The 21,934-nt window shown below is 69.3% G+C and carries 12 protein-coding genes; 6 read left to right on the forward strand and 6 right to left on the reverse strand.

Going from position 1 to position 21,934, the window contains the following annotated elements:
- Positions 1-6 precede the first annotated feature (6 nt).
- The gene (locus K7957_RS12985) at positions 7-483 is read right to left on the reverse strand and encodes an Lrp/AsnC family transcriptional regulator (RefSeq protein WP_343228405.1); all 477 of its coding nucleotides are present in this window, start codon (positions 481-483) and stop codon (positions 7-9) included.
- A 99-nt stretch (positions 484-582) separates the two neighbouring features.
- Here K7957_RS12985 and K7957_RS12990 point away from each other — a divergent pair, with 99 nt between their 5' ends.
- The 3 genes from K7957_RS12990 (at position 583) to K7957_RS13000 (ending at position 4,684) form a co-directional block, all read left to right on the forward strand.
- Entirely contained in the window at positions 583-795 is a 213-nt protein-coding gene (locus tag K7957_RS12990; protein WP_223012414.1) for a DUF6356 family protein, read from the forward strand.
- A 143-nt stretch (positions 796-938) separates the two neighbouring features.
- Positions 939-1,223: an I78 family peptidase inhibitor gene (locus tag K7957_RS12995; protein ID WP_223012415.1), complete on the forward strand. Its 285-nt coding sequence runs from the start codon at positions 939-941 to the stop codon at positions 1,221-1,223.
- A gap of 161 nt (positions 1,224-1,384) precedes the next feature.
- Positions 1,385-4,684, forward strand: a complete 3,300-nt coding sequence (locus tag K7957_RS13000; RefSeq protein ID WP_223012416.1) for a S8 family serine peptidase — start codon at positions 1,385-1,387, stop codon at positions 4,682-4,684.
- A 39-nt stretch (positions 4,685-4,723) separates the two neighbouring features.
- On the opposite strand, the gene K7957_RS13005 is transcribed toward K7957_RS13000, so the two are convergent.
- From K7957_RS13005 to K7957_RS13015, 3 genes are all read right to left on the reverse strand, one after another.
- Positions 4,724-5,686: a 2OG-Fe(II) oxygenase gene (locus K7957_RS13005; protein WP_223012417.1), complete on the reverse strand. Its 963-nt coding sequence runs from the start codon at positions 5,684-5,686 to the stop codon at positions 4,724-4,726.
- A gap of 75 nt (positions 5,687-5,761) precedes the next feature.
- Positions 5,762-8,998 carry a TonB-dependent receptor domain-containing protein gene (locus tag K7957_RS13010; protein WP_223012418.1) on the reverse strand — a complete coding sequence of 1,079 codons (3,237 nt, stop codon included), beginning with the start codon at positions 8,996-8,998 and terminating at the stop codon, positions 5,762-5,764.
- 146 nt (positions 8,999-9,144) lie between these two features.
- The gene (locus K7957_RS13015; protein WP_223012419.1) at positions 9,145-11,439 is read right to left on the reverse strand and encodes a glycoside hydrolase family 3 N-terminal domain-containing protein; all 2,295 of its coding nucleotides are present in this window, start codon (positions 11,437-11,439) and stop codon (positions 9,145-9,147) included.
- Positions 11,440-11,557: 118 nt separating this feature from the next.
- Here K7957_RS13015 and K7957_RS13020 point away from each other — a divergent pair, with 118 nt between their 5' ends.
- From K7957_RS13020 to K7957_RS13030, 3 genes are all read left to right on the forward strand, one after another.
- Positions 11,558-12,577, forward strand: coding sequence for a LacI family DNA-binding transcriptional regulator (locus K7957_RS13020; RefSeq protein WP_223012420.1), 1,020 nt, complete (start codon positions 11,558-11,560; stop codon positions 12,575-12,577).
- Positions 12,574-15,732, forward strand: a complete 3,159-nt coding sequence (locus tag K7957_RS13025) for a TonB-dependent receptor (protein WP_246617061.1) — start codon at positions 12,574-12,576, stop codon at positions 15,730-15,732. Before K7957_RS13020 ends, K7957_RS13025 begins: the two co-directional genes overlap by 4 nt.
- 67 nt (positions 15,733-15,799) lie before the next feature.
- Complete coding sequence (locus tag K7957_RS13030; RefSeq protein WP_343228416.1) at positions 15,800-17,257, forward strand: glucoamylase family protein; 1,458 nt, start codon at positions 15,800-15,802, stop codon at positions 17,255-17,257.
- 223 nt (positions 17,258-17,480) lie between these two features.
- Here the strand turns inward: K7957_RS13030 and K7957_RS13035 are convergent, their stop codons facing one another.
- Complete coding sequence (locus tag K7957_RS13035) at positions 17,481-19,385, reverse strand: alpha-L-fucosidase (RefSeq protein ID WP_223012421.1); 1,905 nt, start codon at positions 19,383-19,385, stop codon at positions 17,481-17,483.
- Between the two features lie 118 nt (positions 19,386-19,503).
- Positions 19,504-21,861 (reverse strand): GH92 family glycosyl hydrolase, encoded by a 2,358-nt coding sequence (locus tag K7957_RS13040; protein WP_343228406.1) that lies wholly within the window; start codon positions 21,859-21,861, stop codon positions 19,504-19,506.
- Positions 21,862-21,934: the final 73 nt, after the last annotated feature.

Raw genomic sequence — 21,934 nt, forward strand, 5'->3', positions numbered from 1 at the left:
CCGCGATCAGAGCGGCAAGGCGGTGGTGGACTTGATCTCCTGCATTGCGAAGGAGGAGCTGACGTCGTGCAGCGACGCCACCTTGATCAGCTTGCGGTAGATCCGGTCATAGTCGGCGATGTCGCGCGCGACGACCTTGAGCAGATAGTCGACCTCGCCGCTCATGCGATAGAATTCCACCACCTCGGGGATCCGCGCCACTCCCTCGGCGAAGGTCTGCAGCCACTCGTCGCTGTGCTGCGTGGTGCGCACCGCGACGAAGACGGTGACGTCGAGCCCGAGCGCGGCACGGTCGAGCAGCGCCACGCGTCCCCGGATCAGCCCGGTTCGCTCCAGCCGTTTGACCCGCTTCCAGCAGGGCGTCGGCGAGAGACCGATCCGCGTGGCAAGGTCGGCCACCGATAGAGCGGCATCCTCTTGCAGCAGAGCCAGCAGGCGGCGGTCGATGGCATCGAGTACCACATTCTCCATATAGGCTGTCACGTAGCACAAATCGACTGCACTTACCTCGTTATCGTAGCGTGAAGAGATGCTCATCGCCGCCGATCGACGCTATCCTGCTCGGAGAGTGAGGAGGGCCTAATGCTGAGTCGGATGTTCGTCGATCACCCGCGCGCGGTCGGAGAGAGCTATCTCGCGCATGCGCGCGTCGCGTCACATTTCGGGGTCACGTTGCTGGGGGCGGGTCTCGCCTGCCTGGTCCACGCGCTCGTCCCGGGGCTCTTCCGCTCGACCGGCAGTGGCGCAGTGGAGCGACTATACCAGGAGATGATCGCACGTCGTCGTGCGGGCTGACCGGTTCGGCGGACGACTCGCCGGCGCTGATCGGTAGCGTCGTTCGCGGGCGGTTCGCTCTAGACGCGTGATCGCGTATGGTGACTGCTCGACCCACGCGGAGGACTGCCGTGTTCACCCTTCTCATGCTCGGAGCGACGCCGATGACCGATGCGCCCGATCCACCGGCACAAAGTCGCTCGCGACTGGCACCGCCCGGCGCTTCGCAGCGGCGCCTCGCCGGCACCGGGGCGGTGCCGAGCTGTCGTGGCGCAGCTCTGGTCGGTAAGAGATGGTCCGAGGACATGCGCGCGCCGCTGCGCGGCGATCGCTATCGCGAGGTGCGAGTCCTCCGCGTCGGCCAGCCGCGGACCATGGACCTGCGCGAGGATCGATTGAACGTGATCCTCGATTCGACGGGGCATGTCGTCGAGGTCACCTGCGGCTGAGGGCGAGCTGTCCTGATTCCACGCGTCATCCTCGCGATTGCGACCGTTGGTAAGAACTATCCTCGAAGTTTCAGAGCATCGCACTTTATTTCAGAGCAGTAATTCTCCGTCTTGTCAGCCTCCTTGCTCATAGTTAACCTCGATCTCGCTCGAGCAACAATGTGCGTCCGACCGATCAGGGAAACGGCGGCGACGACAACGGCGGCACCACCGCCGCGCGCTCGTGCATCCCCGGCCGGCCGACCTTCACCGGGAGTGAGACAGGCATGGCATCGAAGCTTAACACAGCGTTGCGGACCGCCGGGCAGCGGATCGACCAGGGCACGTTCGGCCCCGGCGACATGGCCGCGCTCGCCCCCGCACGCGCCGGTGTCGTCGGACAACGGGCGACCACCGGACCGCTCGACACCGCCGCGCTGAGTACCCAGCCCGGCGCCGCCCCCGCCGCAGCGGCCACCCCGACCCCGAACCTCGCCTTCGATCTCTCGACGGGGAAGGACGTCACCACCGCGTTCAAGCTCTACGCGATCGACGTCGCCGATCCGCTCGCGAAGGACCAATGGCATCTCCAGCGCCTCGGCGACCTGCAAGCCGTGTGGAAGGACTATACCGGCAAGGACGTGACCGTCGGCGTCTACGATTCCGGGGTGCAATATGCGCATTGGGACCTCGACGGAAATTATGACGCCTCGAAGCAGGTGGTGGTCGATGGCAAGGTCTACGACGGCGACTATCGACCCGCCTCGGGCCCGCACGGCACCTCGGTCGCCGGGCTGATCGCGGCCGAGCGCAACGGCGCGGGCGGGGTGGGTGTCGCTTATGGCGCCCACGTCACCGGCGTGAACATCTTCGATCCCTATTCCGAGGACGATTCGAAGGAAGGAATCTTCGTCAACGGCGCCGATCTCACCAAGTTCTTCGAGGCGGTGAAACAGTCGGCGCGCTACGACGTCACCAATCACAGCTGGGGCGGGCTGGACTATGTCTCCACCGCCGCGGCGCGGACCACCGCGGGCTCGTTCGCCAACGGCATGGTGACGGCGCTCAGCTACGGCTCGGCCGAGGGACGCGGCGGCCTGGGCACGACCCACGTCGCCGCGGCGGGCAATGACGTGATCGACGGTCAGGCCGACAGCTGGAAGAGCGACCGCCACGTCGTCGCCGTCGGTGCCTATCGCGAGGTCGACGGCAGCTCGTCGCAATATGTCGACAGCGGGGCGCACCTGCTCGTGTCGGCGCCGTCGAACGACTATGCCGAGCTCGGCGGCACCGGGCAGGTGACCACCGATCTGCTCGGCCGCGACGGCTACAACACGAACGCCAAGCCCGGCGGGCCGGAGGACTATACCGACACGTTCGGCGGCACCTCCGGCGCGACCCCCATCGTGAGCGGCGTCGTCAGCCTGATCCTCGACGCGAACAGCGAGCTCGGCTGGCGCGACGTCAAGGACATCCTGGCCGCCTCGGCCAAGCTGCCGGTCGCCTTCGACACCGGGCAGACCGCCGCGACGTCGACGATCAGCGGGTTCACCTACGTGCTGAACAATCGCCAGTTCCAGCTCAACGGCGACGATGCCGGCTGGAACGGCGGCGCGATGCACTACAGCAACGATTATGGCTATGGCGCGGTCGACGCCTACAATGCGGTGCGGCTCGCCGAAGTGTGGTCGCTGTTCGGCGCGGCCAAGACGAGCGACAACGAGCTGAGCGCGTCGACGGGCACGATCCGCGTCGGCAAGACCTCGGTCGCGACCAAGGCGGACACCGCGCTCACGCAGTTCCATGATTTCGTCGGCACGCCGACCAGCTTCCAGTTCCGCGTGACCAAGGACGTCGACGTCGAGCACCTCGACCTCACGCTCAACTTCGCCACCCAGCTCGGCGACGGAACGTCGCTGCTCAACACCAGCGCGGTCGGGCTCAAGATCAAGCTGATCGCGCCCGATGGCACCGAGGGCTATATCGACCTCAGCGACACCAACGCCACCACCGTCACCGGTACGTCGCAGACCTTCACCTTCGGGCTCAGCGGCTTCCGCGGTGTCGACACGCTCGGCACCTGGACGTTCCAGTTCGAACAGACCGCCGGGGTGTTCGACACCTATGATGCCAATCGCACCACGGTGAACACGCTCAAGCTCGACATGTACGGCGCCGCGCCTGGCACCGGCGACGTCTACACCTATACCAACGAGTTCTTCACCATGGCCGCGATCGCGGGCGAGAGTGGGCGACACACGCTGGTCGACAGCGACGGCGGCACCGACTGGATCAACGCCGCCGCGATCGCCGCGGACGTGACGATCTCGCTCAAGCAGGGCGGCGTGACCAGCTTCGGCGGCACCCAGGCCTTCACCATCGGCGCCGGCACGCAGATCGAGAATGCGGTCAGCGGCGACGGCAACGACACGCTCAACGGCAACGCTTTGGCCAACGAACTACATGGCATGCGCGGCAATGACCGCCTGTTCGGCGATGCCGGTAGCGACATCCTGTTCGGCGGTTGGGGCGACGATCGGCTCGACGGCGGTAGCGGCGCCGACGTGCTGCGCGGCGAGCAGGGGAACGACACTTACGTGGTCGATAACCGCGGTGACGTGGTCATCGAAGATGCCGGCCAGGGAACGGACGCCGTCCTAGCCTCAATCGACTACACCCTCGGCTCGCAGGTCGAGAAGCTGTACCTCGCGGGTGACGCGCGCGTCGGAACTGGCAATGGGCTCGACAACGAACTGTATGGCACCGCCGGTGACGACTCGCTGTACGGCCTCGATGGTCAAGACCTGGTACGTGGCGGCGCTGGCAACGACCGACTCGACGGGGGTGCCGGCAACGACCAATTGTACGGCGGCGTGGGTGACGACCGGCTCGACGGCGGTGCCGGTGATGACCGTCTGGACGGCGGCGTGGGCAACGATCGGCTCGACGGCGGCAAGGGTGACGACGTGATGCGCGGGGAGGAAGGTAACGACACGTTCGTGGTCGACAGCCTCGGCGACCAAGTGATCGAGCTCAGCGGTGGCGGTATCGACCTCGTGCTCGCCTCGGTCGACTATCGCCTCGCCGTGAACGTCGAGAACCTCACGTTGAGCGGCAGCGCCTATAGCGGCACCGGCAACGCGCTCAACAACGTGATCCGCGGCAGCGCGGGGGCCAACGCCCTCAGCGGCGAGGCGGGCAACGACACGCTGATCGGCGGCGCCGGCGACGACGTGCTCACGGGGGGCAGCGGCAGCGACCGCTTCGTCTTCGCCGACGGCTTCGGCAAGGACACGATCCGCGACTTCGGGCGGGGCGACACGATCGACTTCGCCGCCTACACGCTCGACGGCACGCCGATCATCACCGACGTCGGCAGCGACACGCTGATCGACCTGGGCCACGGCAACACGATCCTGCTCAAGGGGATCCAGCCGGGCCAGCTGAGCTTTACCGGCGACGCCTTCGGTTACGTCGGTTGAGCACCGGAGGGACGGGCGGCGACGGCTCGCCCGGTCCGCTCAGGCGATCGTCCAGGGGTCGACCGGCGCGGCGCGAATCCAGCGCGTGGCGAGCCATTTGGCGCCCCGGGTGACCGGGAGGCCCGCATGCCGTGTCGCCGGGTCGGGGCGATCGTCGCCGCGCGTGTTGGCGAACATCAGCGCGTCACCGCCGCGTGGCGTGACCGTGACGCCCGCCTCGGGGAAGTGCGTCTCGCCCCCCGCAAACCCCTGGTTGAGGTAGAGCAGCACGGTGACGATCCGCTGATTGGCGGCGCCCTGGATCGTGTCCAGGTGCGGGCGATATTCCTGCCCCGGCAGATAGCGCAGCACCGTCAGCGGCTCGCCCTGCTCGACGCGGGTGCCGCTGATCGCGGCCACGCGCGCGTTGATCGCGCGGACGACGAGATCCTCGCGCGTCGGTCCGATCGCGCCGCCGTCGGAGGTGCGGATCGGATGTGCCACCCAGGCGCCGCTGCGCGGATCGATCACGCGCGCGGGCTCGAGCAGCGCCGCGCCGACTCCGGCCAGATGCGCGCACTCGGCGGCGGTGAGCAGCGCCGGGAAGCGGACGATGCGGGGTGCGACGCTCAACGGCTCGGACGCGGGCAAGTTGGCCGGCGAACCGCCGGCGGTGAGCGACATCGCCTCGACCAGCGCGAGCTGCGCCGCGGCCACGGGATCGCTGACGGCGGCGGTCCGCAGCAGCGTGAGCGCGCGCGGCCAGTCTGCCGGCATACCGCTGCCGTTGGCGGTGAGCGCGATCTCGGTGAGCGCGGCGTCGACGTGACCGATCGCCACCGCCCGCCGCAGCCAGACCCGTGCGCCGGCAAGGTCGCGCCGCAGCGGCGTGCCGCGCAGCAGCCAGACCGCGAGCAGCATCGCCGCCTCGGCATCGCCGCCGCCGCCGGCGTTCGCCAGCAGTTCGGCCGCGGCGACCGCCTGCCCCGATGCCGCGAGCCGCTCTGCCTCCTCCACTGCCATCTGCCGCTCCGTGCCGAATGAAAAAGGGGCCGGGCAGATGCCCGACCCCTCTTCCCTAACACGCTGATCCGCAGATCAGAACTTCGCGGTGACGCCCATGTAGATGAAGCGGCCGCGATTGTCGTAGATGGCCGAGGTCGTGCCGATGTTCGACACACCGACACCGGTCAAGCCGTACGGCGGATCGACGTCGCCGACGTTTGTCACACCACCGTAAAAGTTGAACATGTCGCTGACGTCGAGGCCGAAGCGGATGTCGTTGTAGGTGACGCTCGGATACTTCTGGATCGGTGCGTAATCCAGGTTCTGCGCCGGCAGACCGTTGACCCCGTTATAATCCTCCCAAGTGTTCAGGTACATCTTGTCGATCCAGCGCAGCGAGTGGCCGATCGTGAAGTTGCCGAATTTCAAGTTGGTGCTGATGTTGAAGCGGTCCGACGGGCTGCCCAATTCGTCGGTGATAACGTCCTTGAAGTTGGGGCGCGACGGATCGGTGTAATCGTCACGCTGGATCGCGTGGGTCCACACGCCCTCGATCGAGGCGCGAACGAAACCGAAGTCGTGATTGTACGCGATCTGCGTGTCGATGCCGCGCGCGCGCAGCTGTGCGTAGTTGCGCGGCGCATCCTGGTACGAGCCCTCCAGGATCTGGTAAGGCTGCTCGCCGGCCGGCCCGCCGTCGGCGCCCGCGCGCTGGAACAGCGCGCAGAACTGATTGTCGATCGAAGGCGCGTCGTAGCAGGCGTTGAGGGCCTGCTGCACCGACGGCGAGGTGATCACATTCTCGACCTTGATGTCATAATAGTCGACCGACACCGACAGGCCGGGCACGAAGCTCGGCTGGTACACGCCGCCGAGCGTCAGCGACTTGGACGTCTCGGCCCCGAGATTGGGGTTGCCGCCGCTGCTGATCTCGAGCGACTGTGTGTAAACGTAATCGTAGCTGGTCGGAATGCCTTGTGCGGCGCAGTTGGCGGCGCGGTTCGCCGAGCCGGTGCCGATATTGCGCAGCGAGCAGGGATCGTTCGGGGCTGGCGTGAAGTTCTGACCCGCCGCCGCATAGGCCTCGCCCAGATAGGGCGAACGCACCGACTTGGCATAGCCGCCGCGCAGCTGCAGGTCGCTGAACGGACGCCACACCGCCTGACCGTTCCAGGCGACGACGGTGCCCACCGAGCCCTTGTAATCCGCCACGCGCGCCGCGCCGGAAAGGGTCAGCTCCTTGATCAGGAAGATATCCTTGAGCAGCGGGACCGACAGCTCGCCGAACGCCTCCTTCACCTCGAACGAGGGTGCACGGAAGCTCGGGATGGCATTGTAGAAGTTGTAGCCCGCCTGGGTCAGCGGATCGAGATCGTAGGTCAGCGTCTCGCGGCGGTACTCGGCGCCGACCGAGAAGCCGACGGGGCCGCCCGGCAGCTCGAACAGCTGGCTGAGGTCGCCGGCGACGAAGCCGTTGGCGACGAACTGAGTCGCCTTGCCCGAGGCGGTGGTGGGCGCGATCAGATAAGCACGCGCGGCGTCGCTGACCGAACCCTGGCCGAACGGGTTGAGCGGCACGCAGGCGGCGATGTCCGCGGCGAGACGCGCCGGATCACCGCCGATGTCCTCGCCCGCATAGGCGGGATCGACCTGCGAGCGGCAGACGACCTGGCCGGCGGCGTTGCGCGTCGAGTCGAGCGCCAGGAGGAAGCGCTGCGTGTTCACGTTGCCCGTGATCACGCTGTTCTCCTTGTGCTGACCGTAGTTCGCCGACACTTCATAGTGCCAGTCGTCGTTGAAATCGCCGCGTACGCCGACCACCGCGCGATAGGTGTCGCGGTTGAGCCGCTCGTCGCGCGTGCCGAGATCCACCCAGTTGCGGCGCAGCGAGAAGCGATAGGTGCCCGCCGCGATCTGCGCCAGTGCGGCAGCCTGGTTGGCGGCCGCGTTGGCGCCGGTGAAGGCCGCACCCGTGTTGGGGTTCACGCCCGAGTTGACCGCGGCGGCCAGCTGCGCCGCGATGGTCGTGCGCGCGTTCGCGTTGAGATACGGGTTGTCCAGCCGGACGCCCTCGCGGTTGGTGCCGGCCGTGCCGGCGTTCGAGTAGGAGCGATCCGCGAAGCCGCTGTCGACGAAGTCACCCAGCGTGGTGCCCTGCGAGAAGAACGGGCCGCTCTGCGAGCCGAACGCCTCGGTGCGGACGTACTTGGCCTCGAAGAAGGGCACGAACGCCGGTGACACCTCGAAATGGCCGAGGACGTTGACGACGTAGCGCTTCAGGTCGGGCGAGAGGACGACCAGATTGCCCTCCCGGCTGGTCGTGCCGTTGCCGCCGACGAAGTTGCCGTTCGGCGCGAGGCCGACGCGGGTACCGGTCTGCGACGCGAGCGAGCCGTCGGGCTGGAACAGATAGGAGCAGGTGAACGAACCGCCGATCGAGTCGGTGCCGCACGGCGCCGTGCCCGCGCCGTAGCGGAAGCCGAGCTGGCCGCCGAGCGAGATCGTCGCGGCGCGCAGGTCGCGATAGAAGGTGCGGTCCGGCGTGCCGTCCGAGGGTGCGCTCGCCGGGTCTGTGTCGGTGACGATGAAGGCGTCGTTCTGGCGCAGGTTGCGACGGCCAGAGGCGTAATAATCCTGTTGGTGCGCGAACTCGGCGTTGATGGCGATGTTGCCGCGCCCGTCGGCGAAGTTCTTGCCCGCGAGGACCGAGACATACTGGTTCCCGGCGTCGCCGTAGGTGCTGATGCCGTTCTGGCCGTGCAGCTGCAGTCCGTCGAAATTGTCTTTGAGCACGAAGTTGACGACGCCAGCGATCGCGTCCGACCCGTAGACCGACGAGACGCCCCCCGTGACGATGTCGATCCGCTCGACCAGGTCGGTCGGGATGGTGTTGATATCGACGGCGTTGCCGTTGTTGATGATATCGGCCGTGACCTGCCGCCGGCCGTTGGTCAGCACCAGCGTGCGCGAGCGGCCGAGGTTACGCAGATCGAGGAAGTTGAGGCCGCGCGTGCCGAGCCCCGAGGTCGAGTTCTGCGAACCGAGCGTCGGGTTGAGCTGCGGCAGCTGGTTGAGCGTGTCGCCGATCGAGATGCGGCCGGTCTCGAAGATATCCTGCGCGGTCACCGTGGTGATCGGGATGGGCGAATCGTCGTTCGGGCGACGGATGCGCGAGCCGGTGACGACGACGTCCTCGGTGCCGACCTCGGTCGTGCCCGGCGCGGTGGCGTCCTGCTCCTGGCTCGGCGAGCCGGCCTGGGCTGATGCCGCAACCGGCAGTGCGATGGCGCCCGCGATCGCGGTGGCGCACAGGAAACGCGACAATCTCATGGTTTTTGAACCCCTTTATCGTTGGGGCCACTCAAAACATTGGAGCAGGAAGACACAAGCCTTGTAGCGCGGCCGCAATACGCGGGTAACAAATTTGCAAATTCCTGTGACATTCTTACAACGGCGCGACAGGTTGCGGCTGTGGCTTAGCCGAGTGTGAACGTGGCCGCGAGGCCGTCTGCCTCTGCGGACGGCGCGACCCACAGGCGGAACGCGCCGGGCTCCACCGTCCGTTCGAGATCGCGGCCGACGAACAGCAGGTCATCACGGCGCAGCGTGAAGGTGACCACTTTCCGCTCGCCGGCCGCCAGCGCTACCCGCTGAAATGCCTTGAGCTCGCGCACGGGCCGGGTGACGCTGGCGGCGACGTCGTGGACGTACAATTGCACCACCTCCTCGGCGCCGTGGCGCCCGTGATTGGCCACGGTCGCGCGGACCGTCAGCGTGCCGCCCGGCGCGAGCCGCTCGCCGCTCAGCGACAGGTCCGAATAGACGACGTCGCCGTAGGTCAGGCCGTGGCCGAAGGGGAAGAGCGCGCCCTGCTCGAATTCGCGGTAATGCGCCTTGAACGGCTGGAGCGGACCGGGCGGGTTGGGGCGCCCGGTCGACTTGTGCGCGTAATAATAGGGCGACTGGCCGGTCGCGCGCGGGAAGGAGACGGGCAGCCGCGCCGAGGGCGCCACCGCGCCGAACAGCACGTCCGCGATCGCCGGCCCGTCCTGCGAGCCGAGGAACCAGGTCACCGCGATCGCGCGCGTGCCGAGCACCGCCGCGTCGAGCGCGAGCGCGCGTCCGGTGCGCAGCAGCACCACCACCGGCGTGCCGGTCGCGGCGACCGCGCGCGCCAGCGCGAGCTGCGGCTCGGGCACCACCACAGCCGAGCGCGACTGCGCCTCGCCCGACATGTCCTGTGCCTCGCCGATCGCGAGCACCGCGACGTCGGCGTCGCGCGCCGCCGCGACCGCCGCGGCGATCCCGCCGGGCAGCGGCGCGTGCACCGCTGACCCCGGCGTGACGCTCACCTGCGTCGCGTCCGCGACCGCGCCGCGCACCGCGGTGGCGAGGTCCACCGCGCCGGCGTCGGTGCCGTAGACGTTCCACGGACCGACCAAGTCGTGCTGGCCGGAGACGAAGGGGCCGATCAGCGCGATGCGCTTGCCCGCGCGCGGCAGCGGCAGCAGCTGGCCGTCGTTCTTGAGCAGCACGATCGATCGCGCCCCCGCCTCGCGCGCCAGCGCCAGCGTGGCGGGCGTGCGCACCTCGGCACGCTCGCGCGCCGGATCGATGCGGCGGAACGGGTCGTCGAACAGCCCCAGCGTCACCTTGAGCGCGAGCACGCGCCGCACCGCCGCGTCGAACCGCGCACCGGGCACCTCGCCCGTCGCGACGAGGCCGGGCAGGTGCTTGAGGTAGAAGCCGCTCTGCATCGACATGTCGACGCCGGCGAGGAACGCCAGCCTGGTCGCCTCGCGCGCGTCGGCGGCGAGGCCGTGGGCGACCAGCTCCTCGTCGCCGGTATAGTCGGACACGACCAGCCCGGCGAAGCCCCACTCGCGGCGCAGTACCTCGGTGAGCAGCCAGTCGTTGGCGGTGGCGGGCACGCCCGAGATCTCGTTGAACGAGGCCATCAGCGTGGGCGCACCCGCCGCCAACGCCGCTTGGAACGGCGGGAAATAGATCTCGCGCAGCGTCCGCTCCGAGACGTCGACGCTATTATAATCGAGCCCGCCCTCGCCGGCGCCGTAGGCGACGAAATGCTTGGCGCAGGCGGCGACCGCGCGCGGGTCGGCGAGCCCGCTCTCGCCCTGGAAGCCGCGCACGCGCGCCGCCGCCATCAGGCGCCCGAGCAGCACGTCCTCGCCCGCGCCCTCGACGCCGCGGCCCCAGCGTGCGTCGCGCGCGATGTCGACCATCGGGGCGAAGGTCCAGTCGATCCCCGACGCCGCCGCTTCCGCGCCCGCGGCGCGCGCGGTGCGGCGCGCGAGCTCGGGATCGAAGCTCGCGGCCTCGGCCAGCGGCACCGGGAAGACGGTGCGGAAGCCGTGGATGATGTCGGCCGCGAACAGCAGCGGAATCTTGAGCCGCGACTGCGTCATCGCCGCGCGCTGCATCCGCTGCGCCATCACCGCGCCATTGCCGTTGAACACGCCGGTGATCCGGCCGCGCCGCACGTCGCGCAACTGTCCCTCGAAGCTGGCGCCCGCGCCCGCGGGGTTGAGCGCGGCCGCCGCGCCGCCCGCCCAGGCCGCGGCCATCAGCGTCAACTGGCCCGCTTTCTCCTCTACCGTCATGCGCGCGACGAGCGACTCGACCGCGGCGGGAAGCGGCGCCACGGCGGCCTGCGCGAGTAGGGCGCGCGCCGGGCTGGCAGCCCAGGCGAGCGTCGCGCCCGCGCCCATCAGCCAGGCGCGGCGCGAGGGCCGTGATGCCTCCTGGGTCATGTCCTCTCCCCTCGTTCGCGGCAGGATTGATCGTCTCGAATGTTACGTGTAAACGGTTACATCAACGACGGCAATCGCGACATGCGTGCCGTCCCGGGAGAGGATGTCCAGGCGGCGCATGCCGAACGCTACGATCCGTGACGTCGCCCGCGAGGCGCAGGTATCGGTCGCGTCGGTATCGCGCGCGCTCAACGGGCATGAGCGGGTGCGCCCCGAATTGCGCGCGCGCGTGCAGGCGGTGGCGGCGCGGCTCGGCTATGTGCCGCACGCGGGCGCGCGCAGCCTCAGCCTGGCGCGGACCTCGGTGATCGGCGTGGTGCTGCCCGACCTCCACGGCGAATTCTACTCCGAGCTGCTGCGCGGCATGGATCGCGAGGGGGCGGCGCACAAGCTCGCGCTGTTGCTCACGGTGCTGCAGGACGGGCGCGGGCTCAACACGCTGGCGGCGCTGCGCGGCCAGGTCGACGGGCTGGTGGTGATGGCGCCGCAGCTCGGCGCGGCGGAGCTGCGCGCGCAGCTGCCCGCGGGGCTGCCCGCGGTGTTCCTCAACTGCGTGCCGGAGCTCACCGGCGCGGCCTTGCGCGTCGACAATGCGGCGGGCGCGGCGGCGATGGTCGATCATCTCGTCGCCGGTGGGGCGTGCGCTATCGCGCATGTCGCCGGGCCGGTGGGCAACGTCGACGCCGAGGAGCGCCGCTACGGCGCGATCGTCGCGGCCGAGCGCGCCGGCGTCGCGCTGACGGTGATCGAGGGCGACTTCACCGAGGCGAGCGGCGTCGCCGCGGGGGCGCAGGTCGCGCGCGGCGCGGTCCGGGCCGACGCGCTGTTCGCCGGCAACGACGCGATGGCGATCGGCGCGCTCGTCGCGCTCAAGCGGCACGGCATCGCGGTGCCCGCGCAGGTGCGCGTCGCGGGCTTCGACGACATCCCGCTCGCTCGGCTGGTGACGCCGGCGCTGACGACGATGCAGGTCGATATCGCGGCGCTGGGCGCGCGCGCGGTGCAGCTGCTGGCGCGGCGGATCACCGCGCCGGCCGAGGGGCTGGTTCAGGTCGGCCCGGCCGAGGCGGAGGCGATCGTCCCGCGTCTGGTGGTGCGCGACACGACAACAGAAACGGACAGGGAGAGACAGTCATGATCATGAGCTCGAACCGGCGCAGGACGATGCGCGCGGCATGGGCGCGCGCGACCGCGCTCGGCGCCTTGGGCGCGCTCGGCGCCACGCTCGCCACCGCCTGGAGCGCCCCCGCGGCGGCGCAGGTGGGGCAGGCGTCACTGCGCGGCGTCATCCGCTCGACCCCGGACAATCCCGTCACCGAGGTGACGATCGTCGAGGTCGCGACCAATTACCGCCGCTCCACCGTGGTCGGCCCGGACGGCAGCTACAATTTCGCCTCGCTGCGCGCCGGCGCCTATCGGCTTGAGATCCGCACCAAGGCAGGCGTGCGCAACTCGGACCAGTTCACCTTGCGCGTCGGGCAGAACGCCGGGCTCGACCTCGATCTCTCCACCCCCGCCTCGACCGCGCCGGCGCCGGCTTCCGGAGGAGACGCGAACGGCACCGCACCGCAGCAGGGAGCGACGGGCGACGCCGCCACCGAGGAGCAGGGCGGAGCGACGCCACAGGGCGAGCCGGGCGACATCATCGTCACCGGCAGCCGGCTGCGCTCGCTCTCGGGCGGGCAGGTCGGCATCAACGTGACCCAGCGACTGATCGAGCAGCTGCCGCAGAACAGCCGCAACTTCCTCGCCTTCGCGGATCTGGCGCCCGGCGTGCGCTTCATCGAGAGCGCCGACGGCAGCTCGCGCATCCAGGGCGGCGCGCAGGGCAGCAACTCGGTCAACGTGTTCATCGACGGCGTCAGTCAGAAGGATTATGTGCTGCGCGGCGGCCTCACCGGGCAGGACAGCTCGCCCGGCAACCCGTTCCCGCAGCTCGCCATCGGCGAGTATCAGGTGTTGTCGTCCAACTATAAGGCCGAGTTCGACCAGGTCGGCTCGGTGGCGATCGTCGCGGGCACCAAATCGGGCACCAACGAGTTCCACGGCGACGGCTTCTTCGACTATACCAACCAGAACCTGCGCGATCGCCGCCCGACCGAGATCTTCCCCGAGAAGATCGACAAGGTCGCCTCGACCGACAAGCAATATGGCGTGGCGCTGGGTGGCCCGATCGTCAAGGATGTCGCGCACTTCTTCGCCAGCTACGAGGGCAAGCGTCGCGAGATCCCGGTCGACATCCTGCCGGGCAACGGCGTGGCGGTGAGCAGCCTGCCGGCACAATATCAGGACCTGTTCGGCTCGTTCAACGCGACCTTCAAGCAGGACCTGTATTTCGGCAAGATCGACCTGACGCCGACCGACAAGGACCTGTTCGAGCTCACCGGCAAATATCGGAACGAGTCGGGCTACCAGATCAGCAACGGCATCGCCGCTTATTCCACCGCGACCCTGACCAAGGTCGAGGAGGTTCGCGCGATGGGCCGGTGGCAGCACAGCGAGGAGAAGTGGGTCAACGACTTCCGCGTCTCCTACGAGGACGTCAGCTGGTCGCCGCAGCCCGCCACCAATGGCATCAGCCAGCAGTTCCGCGCCACCTCGCGCACGCCGACGGGGGTGAGCACATACAATCTGTTCCGCGACGGCGCCGGGCTGAGCCTGCAGGACAAGGGCCAGACCGGCTGGACGGTGCAGGACGATCTCACCTGGACCGGCTTCGAGGGTCACACGATCAAGGTCGGCGCCAAAGCCAAATGGGTGAAGCTCAACTCGCTCGAGCAGAATCTGATCAACCCACTCTATTCGTACGACACGACACTGCCGAGCGCGAGCGGCTTCAATAACGCGATCCCGTACAGCCTGGAGTTCGGCGCCAACGGCTCGCTCGGCGACCCGCGCATCCGCTCGAACAACTTTCAGTTCGGCGCGTACATCCAGGACGATTGGGACGTGACCGATCGGCTGACGCTCAATCTCGGCGTCCGCTGGGACTATGAGCGCACGCCGGCGTTCCTCAACTATGTCACCTCGGCGGAGGATCTCGCCGCCGTGTCGCCGGCGAACTACCCGAACCTCGTCGCCGCCGACTACAACATCAACGACTATATCTCGACGGGCAGCAACAGGAAGGCGTTCAAGGGCGCGTGGCAGCCGCGCCTCGGCTTCACCTACCGGCTCGACGAGCAGGGCCGTTACACCGTGTTCGGCGGCTATGGACGCTCCTACGACCGCAACCAGTTCGACTTCCTCCAGCAGGAGCTGTCAAACGGCCGCTTCCAGCGCCGCCAGTTCCTCTTCCAGGGTGCCGACACGGTCAATCCGTGCACGCCGAGCGCGACCTGTATCCCGTGGAACGAGACCTACCTCACCGAGGCGGGGCGGCAGCAGCTGGCCGGGAACGGCGCGCCGGGCGGGCGCGAGTTCCGCTTCATCAAGAACGACCTGAAGGTCCCTTACTCGGACCAGTTCAGCCTCGGCATCCGCGGTCGCTTCAACCCGGTCGAGCTCGAGCTGGGCTACACGCGGATCGTCAGCAAGGACGGCTTCGTCTACCTGCTCGGCACGCGCCGCCCGGACGGCTCCTTCTTCGCGCCGTCGTCATCGACTGGCGCGCCGCAGGGCCCCGACGTGTCGTTCGCGCCCTCGGGCTACGGCGCGATCATCATCGGCGACAACGGGCTCGAGACCAAGGCGAACTCGGCCTATGTCAAGCTGACCAAGGCCTATTCGGCGGCCTCGCCGTGGAGCCTCGACGCGACCTACACCTTCACCGCGGCGACCGACAACCGGCCCAACAACGACCAGGCGGCCTATTTCCTGCTCGATTTCCCCAGCGCCTCGGACTACCCGATGCTGCGCTCGGGCGTGGTGCCGCGCCACCGCTTCGTAGTGGCGGGCAGCGCGGACACGCCGATCGGCGTGACGCTCTCGGCCAAGTTCCAGATCGAGTCGCCGCTGTTCCAGCGCGCGCTGCTCGACACCGCCACGCCGTATGAGCGCCAGATCGTCGGTTCCGAGGTGTTCGGGCTCGGCGATCGCTGGGGCCGGCGCCAGCTCGACCTCGCCTTCACCAAATATGTGCCGCTTGGGTTTCTCTCGGACCAGACCCGCGTGCGCCTGCGGGTCGACATCCTCAACGCGATGAACGATCGCAATTTCGTCGACTATAACAACGACCCGACCGACACGACGCGCACCGATGCGTCGCCGAGCGTCTATCGCGAACGCTCGACCTACAGCATCGGCGGCAACCCGCCGCGCACGGTGAAGCTGTCCGCCGGTTTCAGCTTCTGACACCAGTTCGAGCGGACGGTCTGCTAGGATAGATCGTCCACTCTCCCTCATCGCCAGGAGGTATGTGATCCTAGACCGACGTGACATGCTGCGCGCCGCCGCGTTGGGCGGCGCGGCGTTCGCCGGGGGATGTACCGCCCCGGCACCCCGCGTCCCGCGGCTCGCTTTCCCCGGCGTGCTGCCCGAGGTGGGCACCACGCCGGCCTCGGCGAGCGACCCGCTGATGGACGACATCCAGAAGCGCACCGTCAGCTTCTTCTGGAACACGACCGACCAGGTGATGGGGCTCGCCCCCGATCGCTGGCCCACGCCCAGCTTCGCCTCGATCGCGGCGGTCGGCTTCGCGCTGACGACCTATCCGATCGCCGCGACGCGCGGCTGGATCACGCGGCCGGCGGCGGCGGAGCGGACGCTGACCACCTTGCGCTTCTTCGCCGAGGCGCCGCAGGGGGCGGGCGACGACACCAGCGGCTACAAGGGCTTCTTCTACCACTTCCTCGGCACCACCAAGGGCCACCGCTTCGCGCGCTGCGAGCTGTCGACGATCGACACCGCGCTGCTGCTCGGCGGCGTGCTGTTCGCGCAGACCTGGTTCGACGATCCCACCGACGCGCGCGAGAAGCAGATCCGCGACCTCGCCGACCAGATCTATCGCGCGGTGGAATGGGACTGGATCACGCCGCGCGCGCCCTTCGTGGCGATGGGCTGGCATCCGGAGAGCGGCTTCATCGGCTCGGACTGGAACATCTACAACGAGAGCCTGATCCTCTACGTGCTCGCGCTCGGCTCGCCGACGCACGCGCTGCCGCCGACCACCTGGGCCGAGTGGACCGACCGTTTCGACCCTTCGTGGGACGAGAAGTACGACAACCCGTTCACCGCTTTCCCGCCGCTGTTCGGCCACCAGTACAGCCAGGTATGGCTCGACTTCCGCGGCGTGCGCGACGCCTATTCGATCCGCCGCGGGCTCGACTATTTCGAGAACAGCCGCCGCGCCACCTACGCGCAGCGGCGCTATTGCATCAACAACCCGCCGGGCTGGCGCGGCTATGACGAGAATGTCTGGGGTCTCACCGCCTGCGACGGGCCGGGCGACTTCGTCCGCCAGATCGACGGGCGCAACCGCGAGTTCTTCTCCTACTCGGCGCGCGGGCCGGGCGACCGCGACGACGGCACGATCGCGCCGACGGCGGCGCTCGGCTCGATCGCTTTCGCGCCCGAGATCGTGCTGCCCGCGGCGCGCGAGATGTACCAGCGCTACGGCACCGCGATCTACGGCCAGTACGGCTTCTTCGACAGCTTCAACCCGACGCTGACGCTCCCGAACGTGCCGCTCAAGCACGGCAAGGTGGTGCCCGGGGTTGGCTGGGTGGCGAGCGACTATCTGGGCATCGACCAGGGACCGATCGCCTGCATGATCGAGAACTGGCGCAGCGGGCTGATCTGGAAGACGATGCAGCGCAACCCGTACATTCGCGCCGGGCTGGAACGCGCGGGGTTCAAGGGCGGCTGGATGGGGAGCTGAGGGTGGAATCGCGGGCGGGGGCGGCTTGGTCAGTCCCGTCTCGCCTGCTTCCGCTCCGTTCGTGCTGAGGAGGCACTGAGCGGAGTCGAAGTGCCGTCTCGAAGCATCGCCAGGTCCGCCGGGCAGGGTGCTTCGAGAGGAGGCTGCGACAAGCTCAGCCTCAGCACGAACGGAGCGTGGGGATCAGCCTGGCCCAAAAGGGGAGATGCGTGCGGCGCCCCTCTCACGCGTCCCCGAACGCGCCGATCTCCGCCACCGTCAGCTGCGACACCGGCAGCGCGACCGCGTCGAAGCTCACGCGCAGGTAGCGCGCGCGGCGCGGCGTGAACGCCACCCGCTGCGTCGACAGCGCATAGGCGATGTTGCCGAACTCGCCGCTGGCGGCGGGCTGCCAGCTCGTGCCGTCGGCGCTGGTCTCGCAGCGATAGCCGCGCGGCGGTGCGGTATCCTTCGCCACCGTGCGCGAGGGCGTGAGGCTGAAACCCGTCAGCGTCAGCGGCTTGGCCAGGTCGATCGTCACGCTCGCCGGAGCCGCGGCGGAGGGGGCTGGGACGGTCCAGCGCGTCGCCGCGTCGCCGTCGATCAGCGCCTCGGCGCCGGCGCCGCTCGCGGCGACGATCCGCCACTTGTCCTTGGCGAGCACGGTCGGGTCGGACGAGCGCACGGGCGCCACCGCGGCCGGTGCGACCTGGCGGAACAGCGCGATCTCGCTGATCGCGGGGCAGGCGGGCGCCTCGATCACGCGCAGCCGCAGCCGCCGCGCCGCGCTCGGCCGCGGCAGACGGATGATCCGCTGCGCGCCGATGCCTTCGTGCTCCGCGACCGTGCGCCACGCGCCGCCTTCCTCCAGGTCGATCGCGAACCGGGTCACGCGTACGCCGAGCGGGAGATGCTCGCGCAGCCGGATCACGTCGAACGCGCGGCCCGGCGGCAGGTCGAGCGTCAGCGTCGGAGTCGTGATCGCGTCGGGCGTCGACCAATAGGTGTCGCGCCGTCCGTCGAGCACGTACGCCGCGGCGAAGGCGGGCCCGCGCTCGGCGCTGGCGTGCGCGACCGCGCCGCGTGCGAGATCGGTCGCGTAGGTCGCCGCCTGCGCGTCGCCGAAGCTCTTGAGCACCGCGACGTCATGGTCGTGGAGCCGGCCGCGGCGATCGGGCGGCAGGTTGAGGTTGAGGTTGGTGCCGCGCCCGACCGACTCGTCATACAGCCGCAGCAGCCGCGCCGGGTCCTTGACCTTGGCGTCCTCGTCGGCGTGATAGAACCAGCCCGGGCGGATCGAGACGTCGGTCTCGGCCGGCCACCACAGAGGTGCGCCGCGCACGCCCGAATTGCCCTCGCTCTGCACGTAGGGGTGGTTGGGCATGGTCGGCCAGCACGGGTCGCCCGCGACGCCGTCCTCGTTGCCGACCCAGCGCACGTCCGCGCCGAGCGGGTCGAAGGTGCAGGCCATCGGCTGGTGCTGGTGGACCAGCGCCACGATCGAGGGCCAGTTATAATATCTCGGCGCGTCGATCTTCCGCGCCTCGCGTGCGCCGCCGTAATAGCCGTCCCCGCCGTTGGCACCGTCGAACCAGAACTCGAACAGCTCGCCGTAGCCGGTGCAGAGCTCGACCACCTGCTTGCGGAAATAATCGACGTAGCCGGGACGCCCATACTCGGGATGGTTGCGGTCCCACGGCGACAGGTACAGGCCGAAGGCGAGCCCGGCGCGGCGCGTCGCCTGCTCCATCTCGCGGACGATGTCGCCCTTGCCCTGCTTGTACGGGCTGTTGCGGATGCAATGCTCGGTCAGCCGGGTCGGCCAGAGGCAGAAGCCGTCATGGTGTTTGGCGGTGAGGATGATGCCGCGCATGCCGCCCGCCTTGGCCGCGGCGACGATCTGGTCGGCCGAGAAGTCGGTCGGGTCGAAGAGCTGGGGGATCTCGTCGCCATAACCCCATTCGCGATCGGTGAAGGTGTTGATGGAGAAATGGACGAAGGCATATTGCTCGCGGGCGTGCCAGGCGAGCTGACGCCGCGACGGCGTCGCGCCCCAGGGCTCGGGCGCGCCGGAGCGCTGCGCGGCGGCGGGGAGGGCGGCGGTGGCGGCACCGGCGGCGAGCAGCGCGCGGCGGGTGAGGTCGGTCATGGGCGGCTCCAGCGTGAAGAGCTTGTGCCCCGGCGCAGGCCGGGGCCCAGTATCGGGTCGGTGAGAGGGGTGCGGCAACGTCCCCCAACTGGGCCCCGGCCTGCGCCGGGGCACCGCGTCATGAGGGCACCCGCCCGAACGACGGCGGTCGGTCGGCCATCGCGCGGCCGAAGCCGGGCGCCGGCGTCGCGCTCATCGTGAAGCGCAGCGTGCCGCCCTTGACCAGCTCGGCGTGGCTGATCCAGCTCCTGCTCCACGGCCGCCCGTTCCACGTCACCGCGGCGACATAGGGCGTGTCGGCGCGGTTGCCCGGCGCCTCGATCACCAGCCGCTTGCCGTCACCGACGCGCAGCGTCGCGCGAGCGAACAGGGGCGAGCCGAACACATAGGCCGCCTCGACCGGGTCGACCGGGTAGAAGCCGAGCGCCGAGAAGACGAACCAGGCGCTCATCTGCCCGCAATCGTCGTTGCCGATCACGCCCTTGGGCGCGTTCTGGTACATCTCGACGCAGAGCCGCCGCACCATCGCCTGCGTTTTCCACGGCGCGCCGACATAGGCGTAGAGATAGGGCGCGTGCTGGTCGGGCTCGTTGCCGTGCGCGTATTGCCCGACCAACCCCGCGATGTCGGGCGGCGCGTTGGCGGGCAAGGTCGAGGGCGCGGTGAACAGCGCGTCCAGTCTGGCCTCGAACGCCTGATCGCCGCCGATATGCCGGATCAGGCCGTAGACGTCGTGCTGGTTGAGGAAGGTCGCCTGCCAGCCGTTCGCCTCGGTGTAGTCGCGCCACCACGGCTTGGGCATGTGGCCGAGCTGGATCGGGTCATAGTCCTTCCACCAGCTGCCGTCGGCGAAGCGCGGGCGCGCGAACCCGATGGCGGGGTCGATCACGTTGCGCCAGTTGCCGGAACGCTTCGCCAGCCGCTCGGCGTCGGCGCTCTGCCCCGCGGCGCGCGCGAGGTGCGACGACGCCCAGTCGTCATAGGCATATTCCTGCGTGCGGCTGACGCTCTCGAACCAGACGTCGGCGGGGACATAGCCCTTGGCGTCGTACAGGTCGCGGCCCTTGCTGTTGTCGAGGTCGGGCGCGGCGAAGTCGAACGAGCGCCTCCTGATCGCCGGCCAGGCCGCGGCATAGTCGGCCGGAATGCCCTTGGCCTGCGCCTCGGCGAGCACCGAGACGCCGTGCCAGCCCATCATCGTCCCGGTCTCTACCCCCTGGAGCGGCCAGACGAGCGGGCCATAGGGGCTCTGCTGCGTCTGGCGGACGAGGTCGCGGACCAGTGCGCCGGCCTGATCGGGCGCCACCAGCGTCAGCAGCGGGTGGAGCGCGCGATACGTGTCCCACAGCGAGTAGGTCGAGAAGGCGCGCTCGCCCGCGGGGACTCGCTGCGGCTTTCGGTCGAGCCCGATATAGCGACCGTCGACGTCGGAGAAGAGCGTCGGTGCCACCATCGCGTGGTACAAGGCCGAGGCCATGATGACGCGCTGGTCGGCGCTGCCGCCCTCGACCGTGACCGCGCCGAGCTGCTCGGCCCAGCGGCGCGCGGCGGCGCGGCGGACCGTGTCGAAGTCCCAGCCGCGCGCCTCGGCGGCGAGGTTGGCGCGCGCCCCCGCGACGTCGACCGCGGAGATGCCGCAGCGCGCCAACAGCGGCGCGCCGCCGGACTCGTCGAAGTGGAGCACCGCCTTGACGCGCTTGCCCTGCACGCCGCTGGCGCCGGCGGGCTGCTCCCTGTCGTCGTCGCCGTAGAAGGTGACGCGGTCGGGCCGGCGCGAGAGCTGCAGCGCGAAGTGGATGCGGCGCCCTTTGGCCCAGCGGTGGACGCGGCGGCTGCCGGTCAGCGTGCCGTCGGCGTCGAGCGCGAGCGAGGCCTCGTCGATCAGCGGTTTGGCGTCGCTCTTGTCGAGCACGAGATGCGACAAGTCGACCAGCACATGTGCCGCACCCTTGGGGAAGGTGTAGCGATGCCAGCCGGTGCGCTCGGTCACGGTGAGCTCGGCGAGCACGCCGCTCTCGAGCTTCACCCGGTAATAGCCGGGCTCGGCGCGCTCGTCCGAGTAGCGCTGGCGATAGCCAGCGTCGGGATCGGCGAGCGGGCCGGGTGTGAGCTTAACCTCGCCGCGCGCCGGCACCAGCAGCACGTCGAGCATGTCGCCGATGCCCGTGCCGGAGAGGTGGGTGTGGCTGAACCCCATGATCGAGCCGTCACCGTGGTGGTAGCCCGAGCAGGTGTCCCAGCGCTCGACGTCGGTGTCGGGCGAGAGCTGCACCATGCCGAAGGGCAGCGTCGCCCCCGGGTAGGTGTGGCCGTCGCCGCCGGTGCCGACGAAGAGATTGGGCACGGTGCGCTCCGCTCGCGCCGCGGCGGCGAGCGGAAGGGGGGCGGCGAGCGCGGTGCTCGCGGCGGTGGCGAGCAGCGCGCGGCGGCTGAGCTGGAGGCGGGGGGTGGTAAGGGGGGCGGTGCCAGTCCCCACACTACCACCCCGGCGGACGCCGGGGTCCAGTTGGGAAGGCCGTGGTGACTTCTTACCAGCGTCCCCCAACTGG

The sequence above is a fragment of the Sphingomonas yunnanensis genome, assembly GCF_019898765.1.
In the GTDB taxonomy this organism is placed as follows: domain Bacteria; phylum Pseudomonadota; class Alphaproteobacteria; order Sphingomonadales; family Sphingomonadaceae; genus Sphingomonas; species Sphingomonas yunnanensis.